The 13,739-nt window shown below is 64.6% G+C and carries 14 protein-coding genes and 1 tRNA gene; 10 read left to right on the top strand and 5 right to left on the bottom strand.

Going from position 1 to position 13,739, the window contains the following annotated elements:
* Positions 1-80 precede the first annotated feature (80 nt).
* Positions 81-169 (top strand) — tRNA-Gly (locus AC6I6L_RS07860).
* A gap of 172 nt (positions 170-341) precedes the next feature.
* Here AC6I6L_RS07860 and AC6I6L_RS07855 read toward each other — a convergent pair.
* Complete coding sequence (locus tag AC6I6L_RS07855) at positions 342-581, bottom strand: DUF7561 family protein (RefSeq protein ID WP_497917192.1); 240 nt, start codon at positions 579-581, stop codon at positions 342-344.
* A 105-nt stretch (positions 582-686) separates the two neighbouring features.
* Between AC6I6L_RS07855 and AC6I6L_RS07850 the strand changes: the two genes are divergently transcribed.
* On the top strand, positions 687-1,676 hold the full coding sequence (locus AC6I6L_RS07850) for a YkgJ family cysteine cluster protein (RefSeq protein ID WP_497917191.1): 990 nt from the start codon (positions 687-689) through the stop codon (positions 1,674-1,676).
* 126 nt (positions 1,677-1,802) lie between these two features.
* On the opposite strand, the gene AC6I6L_RS07845 is transcribed toward AC6I6L_RS07850, so the two are convergent.
* On the bottom strand, positions 1,803-1,976 hold the full coding sequence (locus AC6I6L_RS07845; RefSeq protein WP_497917190.1) for a DUF5786 family protein: 174 nt from the start codon (positions 1,974-1,976) through the stop codon (positions 1,803-1,805).
* A gap of 111 nt (positions 1,977-2,087) precedes the next feature.
* On the opposite strand from AC6I6L_RS07845, the gene AC6I6L_RS07840 reads away from it, so the two are divergent.
* On the top strand, positions 2,088-3,098 hold the full coding sequence (locus AC6I6L_RS07840; RefSeq protein WP_497917189.1) for a DUF5784 family protein: 1,011 nt from the start codon (positions 2,088-2,090) through the stop codon (positions 3,096-3,098).
* A 152-nt stretch (positions 3,099-3,250) separates the two neighbouring features.
* On the opposite strand, the gene AC6I6L_RS07835 is transcribed toward AC6I6L_RS07840, so the two are convergent.
* On the bottom strand, positions 3,251-3,538 hold the full coding sequence (locus tag AC6I6L_RS07835) for a DUF5789 family protein (protein ID WP_497917188.1): 288 nt from the start codon (positions 3,536-3,538) through the stop codon (positions 3,251-3,253).
* 181 nt (positions 3,539-3,719) lie between these two features.
* Here AC6I6L_RS07835 and AC6I6L_RS07830 point away from each other — a divergent pair, with 181 nt between their 5' ends.
* Both AC6I6L_RS07830 and AC6I6L_RS07825 read left to right on the top strand, forming a co-directional pair.
* Positions 3,720-4,529, top strand: a complete 810-nt coding sequence (locus tag AC6I6L_RS07830) for a PHP domain-containing protein (RefSeq protein WP_497917187.1) — start codon at positions 3,720-3,722, stop codon at positions 4,527-4,529.
* 56 nt (positions 4,530-4,585) lie between these two features.
* Positions 4,586-4,750, top strand: a complete 165-nt coding sequence (locus AC6I6L_RS07825) for a DUF6757 family protein (protein ID WP_007141157.1) — start codon at positions 4,586-4,588, stop codon at positions 4,748-4,750.
* A gap of 73 nt (positions 4,751-4,823) precedes the next feature.
* Here the strand turns inward: AC6I6L_RS07825 and AC6I6L_RS07820 are convergent, their stop codons facing one another.
* Positions 4,824-5,147 (bottom strand): 4Fe-4S dicluster domain-containing protein, encoded by a 324-nt coding sequence (locus AC6I6L_RS07820; RefSeq protein ID WP_497917186.1) that lies wholly within the window; start codon positions 5,145-5,147, stop codon positions 4,824-4,826.
* Positions 5,148-5,386: 239 nt separating this feature from the next.
* A complete protein-coding gene (locus AC6I6L_RS07815; protein WP_497917185.1) occupies positions 5,387-6,559 on the bottom strand; it encodes an MFS transporter in 1,173 nt (390 codons plus the stop codon).
* 219 nt (positions 6,560-6,778) lie between these two features.
* Here AC6I6L_RS07815 and AC6I6L_RS07810 point away from each other — a divergent pair, with 219 nt between their 5' ends.
* From AC6I6L_RS07810 to hemL, 5 genes are all read left to right on the top strand, one after another.
* Complete coding sequence (locus AC6I6L_RS07810; RefSeq protein WP_497917184.1) at positions 6,779-7,798, top strand: asparaginase; 1,020 nt, start codon at positions 6,779-6,781, stop codon at positions 7,796-7,798.
* Positions 7,799-7,863: 65 nt separating this feature from the next.
* Entirely contained in the window at positions 7,864-8,733 is an 870-nt protein-coding gene (locus tag AC6I6L_RS07805) for a hypothetical protein (protein WP_497917183.1), read from the top strand.
* Positions 8,734-8,775: 42 nt separating this feature from the next.
* Positions 8,776-9,795 (top strand): porphobilinogen synthase, encoded by a 1,020-nt coding sequence (hemB, locus tag AC6I6L_RS07800; protein WP_497917182.1) that lies wholly within the window; start codon positions 8,776-8,778, stop codon positions 9,793-9,795.
* A 530-nt stretch (positions 9,796-10,325) separates the two neighbouring features.
* Positions 10,326-11,978: an ammonium transporter gene (locus AC6I6L_RS07795; RefSeq protein ID WP_497917181.1), complete on the top strand. Its 1,653-nt coding sequence runs from the start codon at positions 10,326-10,328 to the stop codon at positions 11,976-11,978.
* 282 nt (positions 11,979-12,260) lie between these two features.
* Positions 12,261-13,607: a glutamate-1-semialdehyde 2,1-aminomutase gene (gene hemL / locus AC6I6L_RS07790; RefSeq protein WP_497917180.1), complete on the top strand. Its 1,347-nt coding sequence runs from the start codon at positions 12,261-12,263 to the stop codon at positions 13,605-13,607.
* Positions 13,608-13,739 lie beyond the last annotated feature (132 nt).

Below are 13,739 nucleotides of genomic sequence, written 5' to 3'. Positions count from 1 at the left end.
GGATCGCGAGCGGTAGGCGGCTGTTACCCGCGGGTAGCCGACAGATTACAAATACGAACTCGGCCATCGACTGGGAGTGAGGAAGGGTCGCTCAGCGGAAGAGCACCGCGGTGCCATCCGGCCCGCGGCGGCATCACAGCCTCGTGGCGTTCGAATCCCACCCCTTCCGCTTGCGGTGCGGTTGCAGTGCGATCGCGGGTCAGGTCACAGACCGTCGAGAGTTGCTCACGCTCACACGCAGCCCCGTTTTTTGGTGCTCACAATCCACAGCGACGGCGACCGCGCCCCTCTCGTCCTGTTCAGCCGGCTACGACCATCCACACGGGAAACAGCCGTTTCGATCACTCCAGCCGTGACGTCTCGGCATCGACCTGCGTCAATCGATCGACGTCGCCCGCTGTCGGCTGGTCGGGCAACGCCTCCAGACAGGGATAACAGAGCAGGTGGGTCGAGCCGTCCTCGAGGTCGAGACGCATCGCCGTGCCGTCGCTGCCGTCGCGCTCCCCGAACGTCCAGAGATTAGCGACCCCGCCGGCGATCGTCACCCGTCGTCCACAGCCGTCACAGGTGTCCCGTCCCATGCGATCGAATCGAGCCCGGACGATGAAAGTCGTTCCCCTCGCTCCCGATCCGAGTTCGCCAGTCCCGGCCACAGCGTTATCCGAATTGCCGTGGTATCACCGGGCATGGAGGTGGACTGTGCCGGCTGTGCCGGCTGTTGTCTGGACTGGCGATCGCACTTCGAGGAGGCCGACAGCCGGGGGCGCGAGCACCGAGGTGACCGTCGCGGCCCCCGCGATCCGACGGGCGACGGGAGTCGACGGGAGCCACTCGACGGCGATACGAACTTCGTGCCCCTGACCCGCGACGAGGTGCGATCGTTCCTCGATCGAGGGCTGGCCGCCGCCCTGACGCCGCGGTTCTGGCGCGCTGCGGACGACGGCGAGGGCGTCGACATCGACGGGATCACGGTCGCCGCGGTTGCGGGTCGACCGGTCTTCTTCGTGGGGCTGCGAAAACCGCCGAAGCCCGTCGCCCCGTTCGGCCGCGACGAGGAGACGTGGCTGCCGGCGTGTGCCTTCCTCGACCCCGAGACGCTCCAGTGTCGCATCCACGACGACGAGGCGCTCTTTCCCGACGAGTGCGGGGCCTACCCCGAATACACCCTCGCGCTGGGTCAGGAAACCGAGTGCGAGCGCGTCGAAGCTACCTTCGGCGGCGATCGGCTCGTCGACGACAGTCACGGCGACCTCGACGGACTCCTGCTCGGCCCGCAGGCGATCGGCACGAAGCTGTTCTGTCACCCGGTCCCGGAGCGGCTTTCGGGCGTCGTCGACAGGGCCGCAAGCGAGCATCTCACCGCGACCGATCGCGCGGAGGCCATCGCCGTCGCCGCGGCGTCGAGCCCCGGCACGATCGCGATCTCGGAGCACCACTACGAGGAAGCGCTGGAGCGACTCCGAGATATGGATTCCGCCTCGGACGGCGCGGACGGGGGGAGCGATAGCGATCGAGAACGTACAGAGCGCCCCGACGGCGATTGGGTCGGTCCGGCGATTGCCGAGTGGACACGCCGCTACGAGTCGGCCGACGACTCGGTGCCGCCCGCGACCGTCGCGGCAAGCGTCGAAGACGCACGCGGCGCACCGCCGACGCCGGGCTGGGACGACGAATAGAGAGAGCGGGACGGATAGCCCGCTCGACGTCGCTCGCTACTCTGTCGGACAAATAGTCGGATTCGGCGTCGCTGTCGCTATCGCCCTCGAGACGGGATCAAAAAGCGGAGACGAGCCTGACGACCACTAATCGGATTTCATCTCCTCGAACTTATCGAGCAGTTCTTCGGCGGACTCCCCGGAATCGTATTCGACTTTGCCGTGGTAGATGGTCCGCTCGTCGTCGAAATCCGCGTCGACTCTGGACGCTTGCTGTTCGCGGCGCTCGTGCTCGTCTTCGTCATAGGCACCCATTGACATGGTAGATGTACCTATGTTAGTCGGTAACGCACATCAATGTAACGGTCATATCGATCCCCGAGTGGCTCCGAGCACGTAACACGTATGCACGCTGGACTCCTACGGACGCCCGTGGCACGGCCTCTTCGCTTTCGATACTCGCCCCAGACGTGGAGCGAGCAGCGCGTTCGACACGAGATTCTCCAGCCGCTTCGATCGAATATCGGAGCCAGAGCGGTCCAGCCGCGACACGAAATCGGCGCAAACTGGACCACTCACCGGTTCGAGATGCAAAACGGCGACGTCGCACTCTTCGCGCGAAACGACGAAGACGGTGCCTACTGGATGGGGAACACGGAGACCCCATCCTCGCTGTGGCGGACCGACAAGTTCGGCTGGCGTGACGTTCCCTATCACGTTGCCCGGTGGTCGCAACGAGAACTGCTCACAACGCTTCACGAGGAAGATCCGTGGCTCGCGGACTATCCTCACCTCTCGTGGTTTTTCCTTCCCGTGTTCATGTCCAAAGACGGCCGCGACTCGACGCGAGCGTTCTTTCGAGAACACGCCGGCGGCTTTCCCGACGCCGGACGTCGTGAAACGACCCCGTTTTTCGAGGAGATCCTCGCGACCGGTGCACTCGACGAGTATCGCCACGTCATGTCGGGGAAACTCGGCACCAGCGATCACGTCGATCGAGTCCGAATGAGCGCCGCGCTGGGCGAGTTCATCGCCGCGAAGGTCCTCGTCGACGCCGGCTACGAGGTGGTTCCCGAAATCGAGGTGACGACGGGCCACTCGCTGGATTACCGGGCGAAAGACGAGCGGACGAACGTCCTCGTCGAGGTCACGCGACCCCAACCCCCGAAAAACCGCGTCGCGGCCGGCCCCGTCGCCGCCGTCCGCGACACCGCCGAGACGAAGACCAACGGCCAGCTCGCAGAACACGGCGGCGGTGCAACGCTGTTCGTCGACTGTTCGTCCTTCCGGGACGACGCCTGGAACGCCGTCCGCGGCGAACAGCCCGACGTGCGCCACCGCCCTGCAGTCGTCTACCGCGCCCGCCCGAACGGCCACGTCGAAGGCTATCGGAAGGGATCGGTGCCGCTAGATCTGGACGGCGCGATCGAGTTTCTCGACTGAGCGTTCCGTAGGGCGGACAGACACGCATACCGATCGCTCCGCGGTTTCCCCGAGCGCGAACGGAGTGAGCGCTCGGCATTTTTTCACCGAAGTTTTTTGGCGCGGTTCGACTGAGCGGAGCGAAGGAGGACCGCATTAAAAAAGTTCGTTCGTCAGAACGAAACCGCGTCCGGTGCGTACGGGCTGCCGATCGGCGTCGGGTCGCGATCGCTGTAGCCGACGCGGCCGACCGCCTTGTCGCTCACTGCGGAGTAGACGGCGAAACGGGCCTCTTCGGGATTCTCGAACGTCTCCGAGTCGAGTCGGGCGAGTACTTCGGCAACCGTCTCGGTTCCGTTCGGGAGTTCGAGGGTTCGGGTGCCGTGATCCGCGATCAGTTGTTCGGTGGTCGCAGGGTACTCGTAGTCGTCGATGACCTCGCCGGTGCCGTTGAGCAACATTACACCCTATCCTGTGTGAACGATAATTATAAACATTGTCCATATACAATCTCTAGCGCCATTGGAGCCATTCAATTCCTAGAGGGACATCTAGGGACAGGGTGGCAAGTCGACGAGAGAGGGTGACGCGGAGCCGCCGAACCGAGAAACGCCTTTCCGGACGGGGTGAGTCGAGGACGGTATGCCGTACGCCGATCTGCACGTTCACACGACGCGTTCTGACGGGCAACTCGAACTCGACGACGTTCCGGCAGCGGCCCGTCGAGGCGGTGTTAGCGTAGTCGCCCTCACCGACCACGATCGGGTACAGCCGTTCGACGAGCCGGTCGTCGAACGCGACGGCGTGACAGTCATCCACGGGATCGAACTCCGGGTCGAGATTCCAGCGACCGGTGGTGGCGAGCGAGACGAGCGCGGCGCACATCGCGTCGATCTGCTCGGGTACGGCGTCGAGTCGACGCCCGAACTCGAGGCGCTCGTCGAGGAGATCCAGACGAACCGGCAAGAACGCGGCCGGACGATCGTCGACTGTCTCGAGGACCGTCTCGGCGTGGATCTCGACGTGACGATCGAGGAGGGACTCGGGCGACCACACATCGCGCGGGCGATCGACGCCCATCCCGACGTTGACATCGACTACCGGGATGCCTTCGACGGCCTCATCGGCAACGGCGATCCCTGCTACGTCCCGCGGGAGATTCCGTCGTTCGACCGGGGTCGACGGGTGCTGGCCGACGCCTGTACAGTCGTTTCGTTAGCTCACCCGTTGCGCTATTCCGACCCGAAGCGGGCACTCGAGCGTGCGGGCGAACTGGACGCCGTCGAGTTGTACTACCCCTACGGGCACGAGGTCGATCCGGGACCGGTCGAGCGAGCGATCGATCGCGAGGGACTGTGCGCAACTGGCGGAAGCGATGCCCACGACGATCGGCTCGGAGTCGCCGGACTCACGCGCGAGCAGTTCCGACGGCTCGGTATTTCTCTCGCTTGACAGAACTATCGGCCGCTAGCGGAGGGTTCAATGCGTCGTGGGACAAACTGTCACCTATGAACTGCCACTACTGCGACCGCGAAGCCGCCTTCGCCGCCGAGTCCGACGGGCTCAAGGTCGGGCTCTGTGAGGAACACTTCCGGGAGCGGTTGCAGGAACTCGCCGAGGCCGACGGACTCGAGACGCTCAAAGAGCAAGTCGACGTCGATCGGGCCGAATAACTGGGACGTATTCGATTCCACTACTACGCTGAATATGCAGCTCATTTCGTACTGCGTCGATCGCCCGTAGCCCTCAGGCCGTCCGTCCCGCGTCAACGTCGATCGCGTCGACCGGACAGACGTCGACACAGAGCATGCAGTCGATGCACTGGGCCTCGTGGGTCGGTTCGGCTTTCCGTTCGCTCTCGGGGTGGCCCGGCGTGTCGACCCATTCGAAGACGTCGACGGGGCAGTCCTCGAGACAGGCTCCGTCAGCGATGCAGAGATCGAAGTCGACCGCGACGTGCGTGCCACGAATGCCGAGTTCCTCGGGTTCGTTGACCGGTCCCCAGACGGCGACGCCGTTTTTCTCGTCGACTTTCTCTCGGTTCTCGTGGAACTGCGGGTCTATGGTCATTGCTAACAGGTCCAAACGGGAGACGGACACTTAAAAGTATGTGCTGAATTCCCTCGGTGGCCAGCACGAACGGAGTTAGGACGGCCTAAAACCGCAACGAGCGATCGGGGAAGAACTGATTCAGCGTCACGTCGGTCAGCCGAAAGGATCGCGGGTTTATAAACTAACCGTCGAACGACTGGAGCGACCGACCGGACGGCGACGATGCGGCCAATGGCCGACGAGTGGTGTCCGAAGCGTCAGTACCCAAGCGACAGCCCCCAGTTGGCGACGAGCGCACAGAAGACGATCGCGAGCAGCGCCGCCAGAACGCCGAAGGCGACGCCCCAGCCGAAGACGTCGGCCACCAGCCCGGTCACGACAGAGCCTAGCGCGCCGATGAATCCGTAGACGCTCCTGACCAGGCCGAATCCGGCTCCGCGTTCGGCGTCGGAAAGCACGTCCATGAATCGGGGCAAAAGGGCCGCACCCCAGCCCAGTCCCGTCCCGACGAGAAAGACGGCGACGGCAAGCGCGATCGTTCCGGGGACGCCGATCAGCAGGACGAAGCCGGCCGCAGCGAGTACCATACAGCCGGCCGTCGCGAAATCGCGGCCGTAGCGGTCGGAGACCATCCCGACGCCGACCTGCGTGGTCGCCTGAACGACGAAGTAGCCGGCGAAGACGATGCCGGCGAACTCGGTAGACTGGTCGCGGTGGGCGACCAGAAACGTCGGCAGAAACGAGGCCGTCGCCTGCCAGACGAACGCGCCGAGAATCGCCAGGGCGACCGGGAACGCGATCTGCGGGCGCGAGAGCAACGCGACGACGGGCCCGAGTTCGAACCGCTCGCTCATCGGCTGGTCCGGCCGTCGCGGCTCCGTCGGGCGAATTCGCCAGGCAAACAGGAGAGCTGCCGGGACGGCGATCGCGGCCCCGATCGCGACCGCCGGCCGCCAGCCGTACCGGACGCCGATCCAGGCCGCGATCGGCGGGGCGATCAAGCCGGCCGCGGGACCGCCGCTATTGTGGACGCCGATCGCGGTGCCGATCTCGTCGTACGTGCGCGTAAGGAGCGTCGTCGCGACGCTGTAGTGCAGCCCCGCGACGCCGCCGAGGACGACCGTTCCCAGCACGAACAGCGTAAACAACGGTGCGAGCGCCAGAAAGAGGCTCGCGATCGCGGTGCCGGCGACGGCGACGAGGATCACCGGCCGCTCTCCGAATCGGTCCGCGAGGACGCCGCTCGGGAACTGGGCGGCGAAATAGGCCATCCACATGCCGGTCAACGCGATCCCAATCACCGAGTTCGAGACGGCAAACTCGTCAGTAATGAACGGGACGACGGGGCTGATCGCCAGCCGACCCGCCATCGTCGCGAAAAAGGCGAGCGTACACAGCGTCAGGACGGTCTCTCGGTATCGCCAGCGCATCGTTCGAACTCGTCACCTGTCGATCGGTGCGACTACTGTTCTATCACCGACCTCGCCCTATGAGCGTGCTGATTCCGGTACGCACTGTCCCCATCGCCCACACGAACCGGTGACACGATCGCCGGCGTTCGCACGAACCGAATGACGGCGTCGCTGGCGTCACCTCGCCGGTTCGTATCGTTCGGACAGACTCTTGGACGCCGACCCCAACCCTCTAGTATGCCACTCGTTCGCATTCTTAGCACCGGCGGAACGATCGCGAGCACCTCCAGCGGAACCGAATCCGGGAAAACGCCCTCGGAGTCCGGCGACGACATCGTCGAGGCCGTCCCCGAACTGGCCGACCACGCCACGATCGAGGTCGAGGACGTCTGCAAGTGCTCGGGGTTCCAGATGAACGTCGAGCGCGCGAACCGACTCGTCGACGCGACCGATCGCGCCGGGGACGACGGTGTCGACGGCGTCGTCGTCACACACGGGACCGACACCATGGCGGAATCGGCCTACTACGCCGATCTCGTATGCGACACAGCGGTTCCCGCGGTCTTTACGGGGGCACAGCGGCCGTTCGACCAGCTGAGCACCGACGGCCCGGCGAATCTGGTGACCGCCGTTCGCGCCGCGGGACACGATCGCTTCCGCGACGCCGGCGGCAGCTATCTCGCGTTCAACGACGCCGTCCACGCCGCCCGCCGGGTCGTGAAATCGCACACGAGCAAACTCGAAACGTTCCGATCGCCGGACGCGGGACCGGTTGCCCACCTCACACCAGACGGGTTTCGGTTCCTTCGCCAGCCGGGGGATCGCGTCGACCGCGACCGGATCTCCGGCGCGCGGATCGATCCGGACGTAGGAGTCGACATCGTCACGAACGCGATGGGCGTCGACGGGCGACAGGTCGAGCGCGCGCTCGACGACGGCGTCGACGCGATCGTCGTCGCGGGGACCGGGCTTGGGAACACGACCGGCGAACTCGCCTCGACCCTCGAAGACGCGATCGAGTCGGGTGTCCCGGTCGTACTCACCTCGCGGTGTTACGCCGGAGCGACGGCCGGGCTGTACGGCGGTCCCGGCGGTGCGAAGACGCTGCTCGAGGCTGGCGCGATCGCGGGCGGCGACCTCCCGCCGTGGAAGGCCCGACTCAGGGCCGCACTCGCAGTCTCGACGAGCGAAAACCCCTCGGAAGAGGCGATCGATCGGGTCCGAGGGTCGTTCGAGGAGAGTGACGCGATCGACTGAGTTGCGTTTTCTCGAAAGCTGTCGTTCGCCGCAATTGATACGAATCTGGCACGCCGTTTTCGAGTATGGCGACGACCGGTGCCCTGCGTCTCGGGAAATCGGCGCGTGAGATCTTCCGCGAAGAGGGGCCTCGACGGCTGGCCCGCACGTCCATTCGGTTTTTTCGCGAGCGCCGTGACGCGCTCGCGGTCAGAGCGTTGAGTCGGTTCGACGGGCTTTCGGCGGCACGAGCGTACCTCCGAATGCGGCGACTCACGCATCCGAATCGAGTGACCGACGCCGATCCCTTCGCGGTACGTCTCGTCGATCCGGGCGACGTACGGTACAGAGAAGAGCAGACGCCGCGAAAGTGGGGTCGTGTCCGCGGCGGTGACTGGGACCAGACGACGGCTCGAGTCGAGGAGACGACCGAGTTCCGCGGCATCCGGGCGCACTTCGTCGACGGCGTACCCTGGGAGGAAACGGCGAAGTGGGAGCGTTACGTCCGACGCCTCGAGCGTGGCGAGACGCCGAAAGGCTGTGAGACCCGCGCGGATCTCCGCCGCCGGCTCGAGCGCGTCGACGAGATCTACGATCGAATCCGAACCGAGGGGTACCGGTCGCAACGAGACCTCTGGACGAACGACCCCGACGGTCAACGGGAGCTGTTTTACAAATGGGGACGGACGATCGATCCCCGGCTCGACGAAATTACCGTGACGATCGGTCGTAACGGTCGGCTGTTTCACCGAGGACGGGCGAATCACCGACTGACCATCGCGCGAGTGCTCGACCTCGAAGCGATTCCGGTTCTCGTCCGAACCCGACACGCCGGTTGGCAGGCGATCCGAGACGAATTCCGTGAGGCGAGGACGGACGACGACCTGAGCGAACGGGCACGACGCGTGCTCGATCATCCCGACCTGCGGGACCTTCGGGTCGGAGCCGATCGATAGCGCGAGCGAGGCGTTTTTGCGGCCACCGACGAAAGGACGCGTATGGATCTCACTCACCGCCCCCGGCGACTTCGACAGGACCGGGTTCGCGGCCTCGTCAGCGAGACGAGCCTCGAGCCGTCGGATTTCATCGCACCGGTGTTCGTCGACGCGACGATCGACGAACGCCTGCCGATCGAGTCGATGCCGGGCCACGAGCGGGTGCCGATCCCCGAGAGCGTCGATCGCGTCGAGGAAGTGCTCGAAACCGGCGTCGAGGCGGTGATGCTCTTCGGAATTCCGGAATCAAAAGATGCCGAGGGGACGCGGGCGTGGGCGGAAGACGGCGTCGTGCAGGAGGCGACGCGGCGGATCACCGCCGAGACGGACGCCTACGTCATCGCGGACGCCTGCCTCTGTGAGTACACCGATCACGGTCACTGCGGCCCGCTCGAGGCGGACCTTCGCGGTGACGACGAAGGAGTCCACGACTACGCGCACGAACATGAACAGACACTGACCGTCGACAACGACGCGACGCTGGAATCGCTCGAGAAGATCGCCGTCTCCCAGGCCGAGGCTGGGGCGGAGATGATCGCGCCAAGCGGCATGATGGACGGCATGGTCGCCGCGATCAGAAGTGCACTCGACGAAGCGGGATACGAGCACGTTCCGATCATGAGCTACGCGGCCAAGTACGAGAGCGCCTTCTACGGTCCCTTCCGGGACGCGGCGGACGGCGCACCCGCATTCGGCAACCGCCGTCACTATCAGATGGATCCCGCGAACGCACGCGAGGCACGTCGTGAAGTGCGACTCGATGCCGAGCAAGGCGCGGACGTGCTGATGGTCAAGCCCGCCCTGCCGTACCTCGACATCGTCCGAAACATCCGCCGCGAGTTCGACCACCCCGTGGCCGCGTACAACGTCTCCGGCGAGTACGCCATGCTCCACGCCGCCGCCGAGAAAGGGTGGCTCGACTTAGAGGCGGTCGCCCACGAATCGCTGCTCTCGATCAAACGCGCCGGTGCGGACCTGATTCTGACCTACTTCGCCGAGGACGTGGCCGAACGACTGTCCTGACGGGATGGGCCGGCGGTCGCCAGTTTCGGCGATGTTACCGCCGCTTTTGGAGACCATCCGATCGAAGACGCCGCCGAACTCGTTTCGGTGGACGATCGTCCGTTTTCAGTCGATATGCAGATGGCGGTCGGTCGCGAGTTCGGACAAACGTCCAGCAGCCGGTCGTCGGCGGGTAGCGGGCGGCAACATCTGCCGCGCGCCATCCGGATAACGGCCAATACCGCTCGATCGAGCACGTTTTGTGAGAACGTTCTTCGAACTATGGTTTACAAAGACGTAATATGTAACCACGGATCGAAAAATACGCAATATTCAATGCCCTTATACACAGTATATCACCTCTAGATTTGGTCGGATGACCCTATTATCTCGAGATTATTACCCAATTGTAAACGCTAACCCTTATACTTAGCTAGTTCATCGACATCAAACGTGATTCAGAAGACATCCATGCAGACGAGTTGTCCAGACGTGGACGTGCGTCTACAAACGATCGGTAGCGGGACGGCAGTATCGGAGGTGTACAACTGATGGAACCGACGGTATTGCAGGTCAGCCCGGAGATGCTGGCCGAAGCGCTCAACAACACGTGGATTCTGGTCGTGACGTTCATGATCTTCTTCATGCACGCCGGCTTCGCGATGCTCGAGGCGGGACAGGTGCGCTCGAAGAACGTCGCGAACCAGCTGACGAAGAATCTGCTGACCTGGAGCGTCGGCGTGACGGTGTTCTTCCTCATCGGCGTTGGAATCGAAAGTCTCGTCGCCGGCGGCGGATTCGAGCCCGCGTTCGTTGGCGACCCAAGTAGCTGGATCGGCTGGCTGTACGGTGCCGTCTTCGCGATGACGGCGGCGACGATCGTCTCCGGAGCTGTCGCCGGTCGCGCGAAGCTCCGTGCGTACGTCGGCTACACGTTCCTGCTGGCCGCGGTCATCTACCCCGTCGTCACCGGGCTCACGTGGGCCGGCGAGTACATCCAGTTTGGCGACGCGGTGTTCGCTGACTTCGCGGGCGGGATGATCGTCCACGGGATGGGCGGGATTGCCGGACTCACCGCCGCGTGGGCACTCGGACCGCGTATGGACCGGTACAACGAAGACGGCAGTGTAAACGTCATTCCCGGTCACTCGCTGACGTTCGCCGTTCTCGGAACGCTCCTGCTGGCCTTCGGCTGGTACGGCTTCAACGTCGGTACCTCGGCCATCATCGGTGACGGCGCGTTCCTCGGCGACCAGCTCGGCCGCGTCGCCATGGCCACGACGATCGCGATGGCCTGCGGTGCGATGGGTGCCGGGTTCGTCGCCTGGCTCAAGACCGGCAAAGTCGACACCCTGTACGTCGCGAACGGGCTGCTAGCTGGCCTGGTCGGCATCACCGCGATCCCCGACACCGTCGCGTGGTGGGGCGCGTTCGTCGTCGGCGGCCTCGCCGGTGCCCAGCTCCCGATCGTCTTCGAGTTCGTCGAGCAGAAACTGAAGATCGACGATGTCTGTGCAGTGTTCCCCGTCCACGGCTCGGCCGGGATTCTCGGAACCTTGCTGTTCCCGTTCGTCGCCGCGCCGGGTGTCGTCGATAACATCGCGAACGCCTTCATCGCCCAGGCTGCCGGTGTCCTTATCATCACCGTCTGGACGGTCGGCGCGACCGCAGCCGTCTGGTTCGCTTTCAAAGCAGCCGGACAGGCCCGTGTCACGCCGGAACACGAACGCGACGGACTCGACGTCTCCGAACACGGCGTCGACACCTACCCCGAGTTCGGCAAACCGGAACTCGCCACCGACGGTGGCCGCAGTAGCTCCGACGAGGTCATCCGCGCAGACGGCGGCGAGCCGAACGACGGGCAGATCAAGATGGTCACCGCGATCGTCCGCCCCGACCGTCTCGGTGCGGTCAAGCAGTCGCTGGCGGAAGCCGGTGCTCCGTCGCTGACCGTCACGAACGTCTCCGGCCGCGGCTCCCAGCCCGCAAAGAAGGGCCAGTGGCGCGGCGAGGAGTACACCGTCGATCTCCACCAGAAGGTCAAAATCGAGTGCGTCGTCGCCGACATTCCCGCCGAAGAAGTCGTCGACGCGATTCAGGCGGGTGCGAACACGGGCGAGCCGGGTGACGGGAAGATCTTCGTCACCCCCGTCGAGAGCGCCTACCAGATCCGAACCGGTAAGACCGGAACGGACGCGGTCTGAACGGACGCGAGGACGCGTTCGATAGCGGTATCGACACGATCGACGCGGCGACACATCAGTCGTCGTCCATTCGCAGTGGTGCGCTTTTTCTGCGCCACCCTCGTCATGTGCATAGTGACACCGCGACAGAGAGTGACCACGACAGACAGCGACCGCGACAGAGAGTGACCACGACGGACAGCGAGTATAACACCGACTATCAGCAGGTCGCAATTGTCGCGCGGTCCCAACAGGCGATCGAACCTCGGTACTACTTTGCCGTCCGATCGCAAAGGCTCCGGTATGAACGACGAGCAGTCACGCGATCTGTACGATCGGGCGCTTTCGGTGATGCCCGGCGGCGTCAACTCGGCGGTTCGTGCGGCGATCGAACCCTATCCGTTCTTCGTCCAGAAAGGCGACGGCGGCCACGTCATCGATGCCGACGGAAACCGGTACGTCGACTGGGTGATGGGACTGGGTCCGCTGCTCTTGGGCCACGACCTGCCCGAGCGCGTCCAGGCCGGCGTTCAACAGAAAGCGAGCGAGGGACCGATGTACGGCACCCCGACCGAGATCGAAGTCGACCTCGCGGAGTTCGTCGTTCGACACGTCCCGAGCGTCGAGAAGATTCGGTTCGTCAACTCGGGGACCGAAGCGACCGTCTCGGCCGTTCGGCTGGCGCGGGGGTACACCGGTCGGAACAAGATCGTCGTTATGCAAGGCGGCTACCACGGTGCACAGGAGTCGACGCTCGTCGAGGGGAGCGCGGAGAACCCCGCACCCTCTTCCGCCGGGATCCCCCAGTCCTTTGCCGAACACACCATCCCCGTGCCGTTCAACGACGAGGAAGCCATGCGGGAGGTGTTCGAATCTCACGGCGACGACATCGCGGCCGTCCTCACCGAGCCCATTCTCGGCAACTACGGCATCGTCTACCCCGAAGAGGGCTACCACGAGTTCCTGCGCGAGCTCACCGACCAGCACGATTCGTTGCTGATCTTCGACGAAGTGATCACCGGCTTCCGCGTCGGCGGTCTCGGCTGCGCCCAGAGCGAGTTCGGCGTCACACCCGACCTGACGACCTTCGGGAAGATCATCGGCGGCGGCTTTCCGGTCGGCGCGATCGGTGGCCGCGCCGAGATCGTCGAGCGGTTCACGCCCTCGGGTGACGTCTTCCAGGCAGGGACGTTCTCCGGCCATCCGGTGACGATGGCCGCCGGTCTCGAAACGCTGCGCTTCGCCGCCGAAAACGACGTTTACGACCACGTCGACGGACTGGGTGCGGAGCTACGTAGCGGGCTGTCCGATATCGTGGCCGACCAGGCACCGAGCTACACGGTTACGGGCGCAGCGAGCATGTTCAAGGTCATTTTCACCCGCAAGGGTCCGGGAGCCGGTTCGCTCGAAGAGCAGTGCGAAGCGGGCTGTCGACAGGAACCGACCTGCCCGCGCTACGACTACTGTCCGAAAAACGCAGCCGACGTGAAAAACGCCGAGACCGAACGCTGGCGACGCGTCTTCTGGGGCCAGATGCGAGAGCAGGGTATCTACCTCTCACAAAACCAGTTCGAGTGCCAGTTCGTCAGCTACGGCCACACCGACGAGGACGTCGAACGGACGCTCGAAGCGTACAAAGAAGCGCTGTGATCGATCGGACGGATGGCGGTCCCGAACGGCGATCGAACTCGACTGAACCGCGATCGAATCCGGCCGACCGACGATTGAGACGGACGGAACGAAAATCGAACCGCGCGGAACAACAGACGTAACCGCCCCCGG

The sequence above is a fragment of the Halosolutus sp. DAT137 genome (genome assembly GCF_059736405.1).
Note: the sequence above shows the minus strand (reverse complement) of the source record. Positions and strands in the feature narration are given on the sequence as shown.